The organism is Asticcacaulis sp. P4_H10 (genome assembly GCF_056400965.1).
This window is the reverse complement of sequence record NZ_JBFUKH010000001.1, coordinates 77,577-89,642: the sequence shown is the minus strand read 5'-3', so window position 1 is coordinate 89,642 and position 12,066 is coordinate 77,577. Positions and strand designations below refer to the sequence as shown.

Genomic DNA, 12,066 nt, shown 5'->3' with positions numbered 1-12,066 from the left:
GGTCTGATGATGTTTGTGACGTCCAAATTTGTGCGTTTGATTCTCGTGGGGTCGATCACCATTGGTTTTCTCACGAATTGTACAAAGCGCCCTGGAAATGTGGTCGAGGTTACAGTTGAGGTGAGCGGAGGCGGCGACACCTATACTGGACGGTCAGTACAAATGGTCGGCTGCCGAAAAGCAGACCCGCTTTGGGGCAATATGGATGTAGGTGGCTGTCAGGTCTTCGGAGAGGCAGTTGTCGTCGACATGGGACGAAAAGGCTATCTTTTCATGCCATTCGCCGCGCCCAAACGTTACAATTATGAGGGCTATGTAAAGTCATTGTTTGGTCCGCGGCAAAATGAATCCGCGGCAGAGTGGGATGTTCCACCCGAAGCCGCCCCTCTTTTTGTCAGGTTCGATGATCAGAGTAATTCGCGGTCCGTCTTTGAAGTGACGCCAGACAACATAGGCAACGGCCTAAAGATTTCTCGTATCCATGTCGCAGTGACTCAATCAGCACCGACGGAAGACGTTATTGAGAAAATTTTACCCTGGGTCGGGACCCAAGCGCCTGCGGCTTACCTCAACGGACGAGGGCCTGCGGAGAGCACTGGACTTAGTGCAGAACTACAAATCTACGACTTTAAACGGGCAGTAAACCAATGACTATTTCCGCAAATGATCTGTTAATGGCGATCCTATCAATGGATGCCTATCATCGTAATTACAATCAAGGCGTATAGCCGCCTTACCAGAGCCGTCGATGGCGTTCGCCGCGCGACCACGGATATTGTGCTGCTCCAGCTCTTTCTTCAGTTTCGAGACGCAGCCTAGGGCCAGGTAACGCTCGAAGATATGGCGGACCGTCTTGGCCTCGTCCTCCTGGATGTAGAGCTTGCGATCCTCGACCCGATAACCAAGCGACACTCTTCCGCCCATAAAGATGCCTTTGGCTTTCGAGGCTCTGATCTTGTCCCGGATGCGCTCACCGGTGACTTCGCGCTCGAACTGAGCAAACGACAGCAGGACGTTCAACGTCAACCGTCCCATGGATGAAGTTGTATTGAACTGCTGGGTGACCGAGACGAACGACACGCCCTGGGCGTCGAACAGTTCGACCATGCGGGCAAAATCCGCCAGGGACCGTGTCAGCCGATCGACCTTATAGACAACGATAATATCGACTTGGCGATTGCGGATGTCATCTAAGAGCCGCTGCAAGGCCGGTCGCTGCATAGTGCCGCCGGAGATGCCACCATCGTCGTAGGCGTTCGGGACCAACTGCCAACCCTCGTGCCGCTGGCTTTTGATGAAGGCCTCACACGCTTCGCGCTGGGCATGGAGAGAGTTGAAGTCCTGCTCCAGCCCTTCCTCCGAGGACTTCCGGGTATATCAGAGGACTTTCTCGGGAAATGGAAGGCGCTGGTAGACGATCGGGAAACCGCCTGGAATTGCCTATAACAGGTCATAACAGGAGAACAGACTGGATAGGGTAGGACTGCCCACGCCACCATTCCGTTCGACAGAGACGCAGCGCTCGTTAAACCGTTGAAAAGCTTGACTCGAAGCGCCGGTTTATTTGTCGATCAATTACCTTTCATCGGAATCCCTGACTTGCACGTAAGTGAACTGGTCAATCTTAACTTCGCACAGGCTGTTCCATGAAAATGCTCTTGAAATCGCTCGCATCGGCGACTGTCGCCGGTGTCCTTGCTCTCCCTTGTGCGGCGCTGGCGCAGGACTGGGCCGGCCCCTATGTGGGTTTGAGCTTCGGCAGCTCGCAATCCGGCGAGGACAGCGAAACCCTGCTGTTCGACACCAATCTCGACGGCGAATACGACGATACGGTGCGCACCCTTGCTGGCGCCGATGCGTTTTCCCCCGGCTTTTGCGAAGGCGCCGCCATCGGGCGCACGCCGGGTGAAGGCTGCGCCGGCGACAAGGAAGACGGCGGCTTCGGCGTTCGCCTGGGCTATGACTGGCAGAGCAACAACTTCGTCTATGGTGTAGTCGCCGATTTTTCGGGCGTCGATATCCGCGACAGCGTCACTGGTTTTTCGACCACGCCGGCCGCCTACACCTTCACGCGTCAGGTCGACACGCTGGCCTCGGTTCGCACGCGCCTGGGCTATCTGGTCAACGACTGGCTGGTCTACGGTACGGCCGGTTATGCCACAGCCAAGATAGACCGCAGCTTCGCGACCACCAATGCCCTGAACAGCTTTGCCGCCACCGACGGCGATGACGGCAGCGGTGCGCAGTACGGTTTGGGCGTCGAGAAACATATCAATGACCGCTGGAAGATCGGCGTGGAATATCTGCATACGACGCTGGACGATGAGGCCCCCATCGTCCGCGCCGGCCCCAGCGCCAATACCTTTGCGTCGAACCCGTTCCTGATTGCCAACACCGCCGGCACCGACATGCGCCGCAGCGAAGACGAGATCAAGATCGACACCATCCACCTGACGGTCACCTACCGCTTCGGCGGCATGTAATTATCGCAAATTTTTTGTCGCGATATCTAAGCCAAAAACCGCTTACACTTTTTGGCATATCGCTCTAGCCACGGCGCGGCGAATAATGGTCGTGCGCGCCGTGGATATGCGGATGGCCGTGGTCATGACTGTGCGCATGCTTATCGTTGGGTTCGACCGTAATCAGATTGTTTTTGGCGAACCTGACGCCGCGCTCGGCCTGAATCCGGTCGGCTAACGCGCGGACCTCTGTCGTCGGGCCTTTTAAAATGGCTGTTTCCAGGCACGAGTCGTGGTCGAGGTGGACGTGCATCGTCGCCACCACGACATCATGGTGATCGTGCTGAAGCTCGACCAGTCGCTGCGCAAGAGCGCGGGTGTGGTGATCATAGACATAGGACAGGCTGGCGACGCAGAAACCACTGTCCGGCGCGTTCGCCCGCCGCGCCTCGACGGCCTGGCGCACCAGGTCGCGAATGGCTTCCGACTTGCTCTGATAGCCCTGCTCGGCGATCAGCTTGTCGTATTCCGCGCTCAGTTCCTCGTCGATCGATATGGTGACTCTTTGCATGGGCTCTCCTCGGCGACCGCAGTCTAGGCCCTTCATTTGTAAGGAAGCAAACTTTCTCCATCGCCGGACATCGAAATCCCCGACCTCTCCGTAAGAAGTTTTGACGAGAAGTTCATACCGGAGGCGGGTGATCAGAATGACCAGGCGGGGCAAACGACAATTGGCGGGGATGGTGGCGTTCGCGGCCCTGTTCCACGGCATGATGGCACAGGCAGCAGACGAAGTGGCGGCCGCTGAAGACCCGCCCGAAGTCTATGTCTTCGGCAAGCGCCGCAACGATATCGGCATCGCCACGGCGGCCAGCGAAGGCACGGTGTCGTTCGCCCGGTTCGCCGATCGCCCGCTGACCCGGCCGGGTGAGCTGGTCGAGGTCGTGCCCGGCATGGCTGCCACCCAGCATTCGGGGAACACCAAGGCCAACCAGTACTTCCTGCGCGGCTTCAATCTCGACCACGGCACCGATTTTACGGTGTCGCTGGACGGCGTGCCGCTGAACCTGCGCAGCCACGGGCACGGCCAAGGCTACCTCGACCTTAATGGCATAATCCCTGAGGTCATCGAGACGATCAAATATCGCAAGGGCCCCTACTATGCCGACATGGGCGACTTTTCCAATGCCGGCGGGGCATCGTTCGAAACCTTCCGCAACAGCACGCCTTCCTATATCCAGACAACCTTCGGCGAGAACGGCTATGGCCGGCTGCTGGGCGTCAAGGGCTTCGGCGGCAAGAGCTTTGTCGCCGTCGAGCTGGGCAGCTATCGCGACCCCTACGACAATGCCGACAATCAGCGGAAGATCAGCGTCATCGGCCGTTTCGGTCTCGATGGCATCGGGCTGAACAACTGGTCGCTGACCAGCATGGCCTACGATGCCCACAGCAATGCCAATGACCAGATCCCGCAGCGCGCTGTCGATCAAGGCTCGATCAGCCGCCTGGGCGCCATCGACACCAGTGACTACGGCGAAACCTCGCGCTATATCGTCTCGCTGCAGCGTCACGGCGAAGACGGGCTGGACGCGACCCTCTACGCACAACGCTATACCCTGGCCCTGTTTTCCAACTTCTCCTATTTCCTGCGCGACCCTGTTCATGGCGACCAGTTCGAACAGGCGGATGAACGCTGGATCTATGGTGGCTCGGTCATCAAGACCTGGGACGCCCCCGTGCTGGGCTGGACGATCCGCACCGGCACCGAGGCCCGCTACGACGACGTCGGCAAGGTCGGGCTCTATTTCACCGAAAAGCGCCAGGTCCTGTCGACCGTCCGCGAAGACCGCGTGAAGCAATATTCGGCCGCGGTCTATGCCGATGCGACGCGCACCTTCGGTCCGTTGCGCGTAACCGGCGGCGTCAGGCTCGACACCATCGGCGGTTCGGTCCGCTCGGACGACCCGCGCAACAGCGGCGACGCCAGCGACACCCTGCTCAGCCCCAAGTTCACCGCCGCCTGGCGCGTCTCGGAAGCGCTTGAGCTCTATGCCGATGCCGGCGCCGGGTTCCACTCCAACGACATCCGCGGCGGCACAATCACGGTTATTCCGGGCACGGACGATCCGGCCGAGCGCGTCGGTCTGTTCGCGCCGTCCTCGGGCGCGGAACTCGGCGCCCGCTGGTCGCGGAGCGGGCTGACAGCGACGGCAGCCCTGTGGGCGCTGCACCTCGATTCCGAGCTGGTCTATATCGGCGACGGTGGCGATACGGCCAGCACGGACGGCACCAACCGGACAGGCGTCGAATTCCTGGTCGACTACAACCCCACGTCCGGCCTTGATTTCAACTTTTCCGCCTCCGTCTCACACGCCCGCTACGAAGGCAGCCCGCCCGACGGCGACCGCATCCCCAACGCGCTGGAATATGTCCTGACCGGCGGCATGACCGCGCGCCTGACTCCGCGCCTCAGCATGACGCTGACCGGCCGCGTGCTGGGGCCGGCACCACTGATCGAGGACAATTCTGCCAGGTCGGAGACTACGGCCTTCGTCAACGGCCTGCTCGACTATCATTTCGACCGGCTCCAGCTCAAGCTCGAAGTCCTCAATCTGTTCGATAGCAAGGGAGATGAAATCCGATACTACTATACCTCACGCCTGCCTGGCGAACCGGCCGAAGGCGTTGACGACTACCATTTTCACGCTTTTGAGCCCCGCACTGTCCGCCTGTCCATCCGGGTTCCGTTGACGTAAACGTCGAAGAATCTCACCTTTAAAGTAATCCTCCCTGCATTTGCCGACGTATCTGTCACGCCCATTCTTCGGGAAGGGCGACACAGGCGGCAAATGGAATCGATCTCCCCCTGATCGGTGACGCCGGACGGCAGCAATGCCGTCTCCCGCCTGTGTCCATACCCGCACAGGTACGCAATTATAGATTTTGCACCTCGCGTGCCTAGCAACAGTAAAGCGTTGATTAGTCGGCAGGTTTTGCCGAAATCGGAAGGTCATTCAGTGTTGCAGCGCAATTCCTACAGCCCTGGCGCATTGAATCCTTACGCACCGGCAACGGAGATGGCGTTGGGAATTCGGGAGTTAGGGTATGGTCAGTATCTTAGAGAAGGTTTCGGCCCCGCCGGCGGTAAAGGCGAGGCCGATCGTGAATGAACCGGTCAATCTGAACTTTCTGCTCGAGCGGATCGCCGAAGGCGACAAGACCGCCCTGAAGACCTTGTATAATTTGACGATGCCACGTCTGTCTGCCGTTCTCGCACGTATGGTTAGGCGACAGGAGGTTGCCGACGAACTGCTGCAGGATGTCTTTGTGACGGTCTGGAGCAAGGCCAGCCAGTTCGATGTCCGCCGTGGCAGTGCAGAAGTCTGGTTATTTTCGATCGCGAGACGCAAGGCCATCGACCGCCTCAGAATCAGCCGTCGTGAAGTTCTGGGGCTTGAAGACGACATCGCCACACTGGAACCATATTCGGATACCTACTGCCGTGGCACCGATATTGAAACGACGCTGGCGGTAAAACACTGCATCGCCGATTTGACACCCGAGGTCAAAAAGGCGATGCAATTGTGCTATACCTTTGGTTTGACGCATGAAGAACTGGCCGAAGTGATGAAGGTGCCCGTTGGCACTGCCAAAAGCTGGGTCCGCAAGGGCGTGATGCATTTGAAGGATTGTTTACAGAGTTATGGCCGAATCTGACGATATCCTGGCGGCACAGTACGCCCTCGGCGTATTGGACATCGCTGGCATCGTCGAGTGTGAGGACCGGGTTGACGCTGATCCGGCATTTGCGGCGAAGGTCGCCTGGTTTGACCAGGTCTTTTACGCCGCCCACGGCAGTGCGGAAGCGAGCGAGCGCGCCGACCAGATCTGGGACAAGATCGAGCGCGCCATTGAAGACACCGTCAAATCCCCAACGACCCGAACAATCCGTGTTGACGATATGGGCTGGGAGCCCTATGCGCCGCGGATCACGCGTAAGGTCGTCCACGTTGACCGGCAGGCGGAAGTGCTGACTGCCTTTTATCGCCTTGAGCCGGGCGCCGAGGTCATCAGCCACACCCATCTCCTCACCGAAGAATGCCTGGTGATCGAAGGCGAAATCGAATGCGACGGCATTGTCGTCCGCGCTGGCGAGGTGCATCTGGCGCCACCGGGCTCGCGCCATGTCCTCAAAAGTCCGAAGGGCGCAATGGTCTATTTGCGCGGCGACCTTCATATTCAGCTCTGAGCGCGCTTAATCCATGTGATCGGGCGCATAACCCGGTGTCGGCACGAATAGCAGCCCGATCTCCAGTGCGGCGATGGCGATCAGCCAGCTACAGACGACCTTGATGCCGATCCCCCAGCCGCGCGCTACAATCAGCCGGCCGGGGATGAACAGCAACACCAGGGCCAGCGCCATCAGGCCTGCGCTGTTTCCCGATACGTGCGTCACGGCGCCCGCCCAGATGCCGGCATTACAAGCGAGCCCAAACAGGATGCGCGGCGTCTGCAAAAATGGCAGGTGAACGGTTGCCGACAGAGCGATGACGCTGACGCAGATCATCGTAAAGGCAAAGGTTTCAGGCACGGCGCCGAATGGCATGACAGTAAAGATCACAGCCAGCCCCAGTGCGGCAAGACCGGCATTACGCGCCGGCTTCTCACCGGTAAAGCTCAGCGCAAAACCAAGCGCCGCCGCCAGCAATGCCACAGGCAGGACCGTGTCACGCAACGGAAAACGCCTGGGCAATAAAGAAACAGCCCGCCGCTGCGATCGCGGCACCGATGCCGCGCACAATCCACTTTCCCTTCTCCGAGTCGTTGAGCAGGCCAATGACGATGCCGCCAACATGGAGCATCCCTGTGCTCAGGACAAATCCGGTGCTGTAACCGATCGGATCGGCGGCCGACGGCAGTTCCTTGCCGTGGGCGTAGCCGTGAAAGATGGCGAATACGGCGACAACGGTGCAGGCCAGCCACACCGGCGCCTTGTAGCCTGTCGTGATAACGCCGCCGAGGATCAAGACCGACAGGGCAATCCCCAACTCCACCGGCGGCAGCGGCACATTCAGTATGCCGAGAAACGCGCCAACCACCATCAGCACCGGAAAGATAACCGGCAGGGCAACGATGAGCGGACGGCCAAGGACCGCGCCCCAAAGGCCGACGGACACCATGGCCAGCAGGTGGTCCCAGCCGGTCAACGGATGGAGAAAGCCTGATATGAAGCCGCCGACCAGGCCAGTGCCGCTGTGGGCTGATGCCGGGCTGGCGAAGGCGGCGATGGACGACAGCATGGCCAGGGCCGTCAATATGTGGCGCGGCTGAAAATATTGCTGCGACCTCCGCCCGAAAGTCCGGCTGCGACGTATAGGAGATATGAGGCTGCATATGCGCGGCAATGACATCCGGAGGTTCCTGTTGACGGTCACAACTCTTACGACGAAGGCCCGCCAAGTGATGACAGCGCGCCCACTTTTTTTCGCGGCGGCCGGCGCGACCCTGGTTGTGCTGGCGGCGCCTGCATCGGCGCACGACTTCTGGATTCAGCCCCAGAGCTTCCACGTCAAGCCTGCCGGCACGACCGCCATGAGCCTTCAGGTCGGACACGGCAGGGACCGCCAGAAGTCTCTGATGGCGGCTGACCGGGTCGTCCGGTTCGAGTCCATCACAAGCGCTGGGCGCGCAGACAGCCGCAAGGCGCTGCGCCTGGGCGACGCAACAGTGGACTCTGTCCTGACCTTCAAGGCCAGTGGCCTGAACGTCCTGGCCTTCGAGACCAACGCCACCTACAGCGAACTGCCGGCACTCCGCTTCAACGACTACCTCAAGGCGGAAGGCCTGACCCCGGCGATCACCCAGCGCGCCGCGACCAATGCGACGGGCAAATCGGGTAAGGAGACCTACAGCCGCCGCGCCAAGGCATTGGTACAGGTCGGAAACTATACGCCGGCGGACGATGCACTGGTGACGAAGCCTGTCGGCATGACACTGGAAATCGTTCCGGAAGCGAACCCCTATGCGCCGGGCTTCAAGGAAAAGCTGCCGGTCCGCATCTACTATATGGGCAAGCCGCTGGCGGGGGCGACAGTGATGCTGAACAATCTCGACTTTGACAGCCGCCCCATCAAACGCGTCTTGAGCGATGCCAGTGGCCGCGCCGTGTTTGATCTGCCGCGCAACGGCAGTTGGCAGCTCAACGTGATCTGGACCCGGCCTGTCACTGGCAAGGCCGATTTTGAAACTGTCTTTTCCAGCCTGACACTGGGTTTCTGAACAGCAAAACGCCCGATCGCTGCCTAAGCGACCGGACATTTTTTGCGGCAGTATGTTTAGTTTTTGTTTTGTCGCAATATTTAAGGCGAAACTCTACAGCGGCGCCGGTTCCGCGGTCGCATCCACAGCGACGACGTCGCCGGCCGAAACCGAAGCCGGTTCCGAATTAGCGTCCGTCTTGGCAGCTGCGGCAAAGGCTGCGCCGTACTTGGCGTTGGCCTCAGGCGCCGGCGGCGTGACGACGACGGTCGAGCCGCCCCCGCCCTTACCACCACCGCAGGCCGCCAGGCTGAGTGTCAGCCCGGCAAGCAGTGAGAATGTGATCAGTCTTTTCATGATCGGTTGTCCTTAGCGGTGTTCGCTGAGCGGCGCACCGGCCAGCGGCGGGTTCAGATATGGGAAGCTGCCTTGCAGGTCGGTCGCCTTGATAGGCGCGCCATCGGTGAAGGGTACATTGCCGACCGGGGCCTGGGCGGGTGTACAGACGCCCAGATTGGTTGGAACGTGGTTGATCGGGATCGGATGGCATAGCGCCCCCATCGCAACCCGCAGTTCGATATCGACAGTGTCGTCGCCTGGACGGCGGCCGTTCGGGAAGCCAGCCAGGTCATCACCAGCTACACCCAGATTGCTCTGCGATGCGCGCGGCGTGACAGCTACGCCTGTGTTCAGGCGGATCATCTCCGAAGGCGTCACCGTCTTCAACTGGTTCAGCGACGGCACTCCGGTCAGGAAGGCGGCGACCAGGTCGTTGCGCGGGAAGTTGGTCGGGGCCAGGTTGGCGATATTGGTCCCAAGCGTCGCATTGACGGCATCCTTGAACAACAGGTTCAGGATGGCTGGCAGGGTCGGATTGGTGACATAGGCGCCGAACTGGGCGTCATCCGCCGGCTTGGAGGCATTGAACTTGTCCTTGTCGGGCAGGCCGATCACGATCTCATTGACCAGCGGCATGCCGAGGCGCGACACCTGCGTGTAGGCGCCGCCGGACACCGACGGCTTGGCGTAGGTCGCATTCGGCGCCAGCAGGCGCGCCTGCGGCAGGCTGGCTGTCTGCCAACCACCGATGACGCCGTTGCCCGAGCCCGTCACGCAGGAGATCGGCACTTCGATGGCGATCGAGGTGACGTTCTTCTTGCCGACCAGTTCATCATTGGCGCGGCTCTGCTTGATGCCGCCAGGAAAGCCGCCGCCATCACCGGCGCCGGGGGCGCTGTCGCCTTCGACCGGCACGAAGTTCACCAGGTCGAAGATCGATCCCAGATTGACCGCAAAGGCTTCGGCGCGCTGACCGACAAAGACGCGGCCGGCGGTCGAACAGCCCGGAAGGGTGACATTGTAGATGTACTGGTTGGCATAGGCGTTATAGTCGGCGAAGGTCTTCTTGCCGCTGTAGTCGAACGGCTTGGTGAAGCTGGTCCCGCCGCCGCTGGCATTGGTCGCCATGGCCTTGGTGCCCGAGCGGCGGTCGCCGCTGATCACGGTCAGGGTATAGCTTTCGCTTTCGCCCAGCGCCGCACTGCTGCTGGCGCTGATGGCGCCGGCGTGGCGCAGCGGAATGGCGTTGGTCGTGCCGCCGACATTGAGCGTGACACCCGTTCCGCCCGCCAGGGCGTTGCTGAACTTGAACTGGAAGGTCAGGTCTTCCTTGGCGTCGCCGGTATTATCGACATGGATTTCATAGACCGCGTCCGGGTCCATGGTGAAATAGTTCGGACCGCCGCCCGGATCCTGCAGCGGCTGATAGTTGGCGATGAAGGTGACGAACCCGTCCTTGCCCGGCTCATAGCTGCGGAACATGTAGAAGTCGGTCGAGTCAACCTTGGGCGACTTGGTGATGCCCGGCGCTTCGCGGTGGCTGGACGCCATGACCGCGGGGGCAAAAGCCGCGAGGCTCAGCACACTGACTGTAGTAAGAATGGCAAGACTGCCGCGCTTCAAATTCCTCACGAAACCCTCCTGGACGTGATGCAACCGCCGATGCGATCGCCCATGCATTCACTACGGAGAGGTCCGGGATTTTGATGTCCGGTTGCGAAAATAAATGCGCACTAGAAAATTGACGCGACGACATCAGGCTGTGGCGAGGGCTCCAGCATGTCAGCCCAACGCCACTGTCCCGAACCGATCGCCAGGACGACCGTGGTCTGGTTGTCGGGGATCAGGAACAGCACCGGCCCCTGGTTCTGCGCCTGAAGGCATTCCGGCCGCGACGACACCACGGCCTTGACCAGAAGGGCGCGCAGCACAGCCATCCCGCCGCCTTGCGTACCGTCCGCCCACTGACCATCCCACAGCATGACCGCATTAGCGACCGACCGTCCCGACGAGGGGATGGCAGCGATGCCTTGCCTGACCTCAGGACTGTTACCGAAGGTCTCAGCCAGTTGCTGCGTCACATCACAGGCTGCACCGGGTTCGCCCATGGCCGCCGGCTGAAAATTGCTGACAAGTTTCATCTGCGCATCGGTCAGGGACGGCTCGGCCAGGTCCTCGGACACCGAAGAAGGTGCCAGCCCGTTTTCCTGGGGCGCCGGAACGCGCTGCCGGCGCGATTCCTTGATTGGCATCGGCTCGCGCTCTGCAACTGGCCCGGCTATTGCCATCTCGGACACCAGGCCGACCGTTATCATCTGCCCGTTATTTCCGAGGGGCGGCATTGCAGGGACGCGCAATTGCCAGCACAGCAGATACCCTACCAACACGTGACCCGCCAAAACCCCGCCCCATACGCTGAGACGTTGCTTAAGGCGGGGCGACCTCACCGTGGGACTATGAACTGGAAAGCGCATCATCAGGCTGACTCATGATCGAATGCACCGAATACGTAGCAGCGACCAAAAACGATGAAACCATCCCACGTCTTCCGCGCGGCATACCGTGAGCATAGCGCCAAAACCGGACATCATCTGCGTCAATGCCATGGCGCAATCTCACCGGGAAGCGGACACTCGGGTAATCCCAGTTACTCGAAGGTCCTGCCTGCATGACAAAATACGGCCGGTTATCACGCATAACGATATCCGCCTCTTCGCCGGTTCTACAACCAGCACTTTGAGCGGGTTTGAAAATCAGGTCGCTTTTGGAAGGCGGCGCGCTTGGTGGCTTAATGGCGAGGGCGTAAGCATCGGCGCCAATACCGCCTTATACATTTGAAGGCCCCGATCCAAGGCGCGATCAGCCAGGGGAATATTCCTCCGGTCAGCCAGAAGATTTCCCACGACCACAATCTTATCTTTTTGTAGGGGACGTAAAAGCTGGCTGAGGAAAGCCCGCCGAGCCAGTGATAGACCACACCGGGCAGGGGATTAGAAGTCACGAGAAG

Annotated in this window: 13 protein-coding genes and 1 pseudogene; 6 read left to right on the top strand and 8 right to left on the bottom strand. The window is 60.2% G+C overall.

What is annotated here, in order from left to right; genetic code table 11:
- Positions 1-6: 6 nt before the first annotated feature.
- The gene (locus AC1DON_RS00330; RefSeq protein ID WP_476932742.1) at positions 7-651 is read left to right on the top strand and encodes a hypothetical protein; all 645 of its coding nucleotides are present in this window, start codon (positions 7-9) and stop codon (positions 649-651) included.
- Here AC1DON_RS00330 and AC1DON_RS00325 read toward each other — a convergent pair.
- Positions 652-1,365 (bottom strand): annotated as a pseudogene (locus AC1DON_RS00325) (recombinase family protein); the annotation flags it as partial.
- Between the two features lie 281 nt (positions 1,366-1,646).
- Here AC1DON_RS00325 and AC1DON_RS00320 point away from each other — a divergent pair.
- Entirely contained in the window at positions 1,647-2,483 is an 837-nt protein-coding gene (locus AC1DON_RS00320) for an outer membrane protein (RefSeq protein WP_476932741.1), read from the top strand.
- 64 nt (positions 2,484-2,547) lie between these two features.
- On the opposite strand, the gene nikR is transcribed toward AC1DON_RS00320, so the two are convergent.
- On the bottom strand, positions 2,548-3,033 hold the full coding sequence (gene nikR / locus AC1DON_RS00315; RefSeq protein ID WP_476932740.1) for a nickel-responsive transcriptional regulator NikR: 486 nt from the start codon (positions 3,031-3,033) through the stop codon (positions 2,548-2,550).
- Positions 3,034-3,169: 136 nt separating this feature from the next.
- Between nikR and AC1DON_RS00310 the strand changes: the two genes are divergently transcribed.
- From AC1DON_RS00310 to AC1DON_RS00300, 3 genes are all read left to right on the top strand, one after another.
- Positions 3,170-5,218 carry a TonB-dependent receptor gene (locus AC1DON_RS00310; protein WP_476932739.1) on the top strand — a complete coding sequence of 683 codons (2,049 nt, stop codon included), beginning with the start codon at positions 3,170-3,172 and terminating at the stop codon, positions 5,216-5,218.
- A gap of 349 nt (positions 5,219-5,567) precedes the next feature.
- On the top strand, positions 5,568-6,179 hold the full coding sequence (locus AC1DON_RS00305; RefSeq protein ID WP_476932738.1) for an RNA polymerase sigma factor: 612 nt from the start codon (positions 5,568-5,570) through the stop codon (positions 6,177-6,179).
- A complete protein-coding gene (locus tag AC1DON_RS00300; protein ID WP_476932737.1) occupies positions 6,166-6,711 on the top strand; it encodes a cupin domain-containing protein in 546 nt (181 codons plus the stop codon). The genes AC1DON_RS00305 and AC1DON_RS00300 overlap by 14 nt, the downstream gene beginning before the upstream one ends.
- A gap of 6 nt (positions 6,712-6,717) precedes the next feature.
- Here AC1DON_RS00300 and AC1DON_RS00295 read toward each other — a convergent pair whose 3' ends face one another.
- Complete coding sequence (locus tag AC1DON_RS00295; RefSeq protein ID WP_476932736.1) at positions 6,718-7,197, bottom strand: hypothetical protein; 480 nt, start codon at positions 7,195-7,197, stop codon at positions 6,718-6,720.
- Complete coding sequence (locus AC1DON_RS00290) at positions 7,190-7,762, bottom strand: HupE/UreJ family protein (protein ID WP_476932735.1); 573 nt, start codon at positions 7,760-7,762, stop codon at positions 7,190-7,192. Before AC1DON_RS00290 ends, AC1DON_RS00295 begins: the two co-directional genes overlap by 8 nt.
- Before the next feature lie 163 nt (positions 7,763-7,925).
- Between AC1DON_RS00290 and AC1DON_RS00285 the strand changes: the two genes are divergently transcribed.
- Positions 7,926-8,741, top strand: a complete 816-nt coding sequence (locus AC1DON_RS00285; RefSeq protein ID WP_476932734.1) for a DUF4198 domain-containing protein — start codon at positions 7,926-7,928, stop codon at positions 8,739-8,741.
- A gap of 93 nt (positions 8,742-8,834) precedes the next feature.
- On the opposite strand, the gene AC1DON_RS00280 is transcribed toward AC1DON_RS00285, so the two are convergent.
- The 4 genes from AC1DON_RS00280 to AC1DON_RS00265 all read right to left on the bottom strand — a co-directional run bounded on the left by AC1DON_RS00280 (position 8,835) and on the right by AC1DON_RS00265 (position 12,036).
- Positions 8,835-9,077: a hypothetical protein gene (locus tag AC1DON_RS00280; protein WP_476932733.1), complete on the bottom strand. Its 243-nt coding sequence runs from the start codon at positions 9,075-9,077 to the stop codon at positions 8,835-8,837.
- A gap of 12 nt (positions 9,078-9,089) precedes the next feature.
- Complete coding sequence (locus AC1DON_RS00275) at positions 9,090-10,691, bottom strand: DUF4331 domain-containing protein (protein ID WP_476932732.1); 1,602 nt, start codon at positions 10,689-10,691, stop codon at positions 9,090-9,092.
- A 101-nt stretch (positions 10,692-10,792) separates the two neighbouring features.
- A complete protein-coding gene (locus AC1DON_RS00270; RefSeq protein WP_476932731.1) occupies positions 10,793-11,374 on the bottom strand; it encodes a hypothetical protein in 582 nt (193 codons plus the stop codon).
- 473 nt (positions 11,375-11,847) lie between these two features.
- Positions 11,848-12,036: an L-rhamnose/proton symporter RhaT gene (locus tag AC1DON_RS00265; RefSeq protein ID WP_476933456.1), complete on the bottom strand. Its 189-nt coding sequence runs from the start codon at positions 12,034-12,036 to the stop codon at positions 11,848-11,850.
- Positions 12,037-12,066 lie beyond the last annotated feature (30 nt).

Excerpts from the sequence above, each read along its gene's own strand:
- AC1DON_RS00330 (WP_476932742.1), top strand. The coding sequence starts at position 7 with ATGATGTTTGTGACGTCCAAATTTGTGCGTTTGATTCTCGTGGGGTCG.
- AC1DON_RS00320 (WP_476932741.1), top strand. The coding sequence starts at position 1,647 with ATGAAAATGCTCTTGAAATCGCTCGCATCGGCGACTGTCGCCGGTGTC.
- nikR (WP_476932740.1), bottom strand. The coding sequence starts at position 3,033 with ATGCAAAGAGTCACCATATCGATCGACGAGGAACTGAGCGCGGAATAC.
- AC1DON_RS00310 (WP_476932739.1), top strand. The coding sequence starts at position 3,170 with ATGACCAGGCGGGGCAAACGACAATTGGCGGGGATGGTGGCGTTCGCG.
- AC1DON_RS00305 (WP_476932738.1), top strand. The coding sequence starts at position 5,568 with ATGGTCAGTATCTTAGAGAAGGTTTCGGCCCCGCCGGCGGTAAAGGCG.
- AC1DON_RS00300 (WP_476932737.1), top strand. The coding sequence starts at position 6,166 with ATGGCCGAATCTGACGATATCCTGGCGGCACAGTACGCCCTCGGCGTA.
- AC1DON_RS00290 (WP_476932735.1), bottom strand. The coding sequence starts at position 7,762 with ATGCTGTCGTCCATCGCCGCCTTCGCCAGCCCGGCATCAGCCCACAGC.
- AC1DON_RS00285 (WP_476932734.1), top strand. The coding sequence starts at position 7,926 with ATGACAGCGCGCCCACTTTTTTTCGCGGCGGCCGGCGCGACCCTGGTT.
- AC1DON_RS00280 (WP_476932733.1), bottom strand. The coding sequence starts at position 9,077 with ATGAAAAGACTGATCACATTCTCACTGCTTGCCGGGCTGACACTCAGC.
- AC1DON_RS00270 (WP_476932731.1), bottom strand. The coding sequence starts at position 11,374 with ATGATAACGGTCGGCCTGGTGTCCGAGATGGCAATAGCCGGGCCAGTT.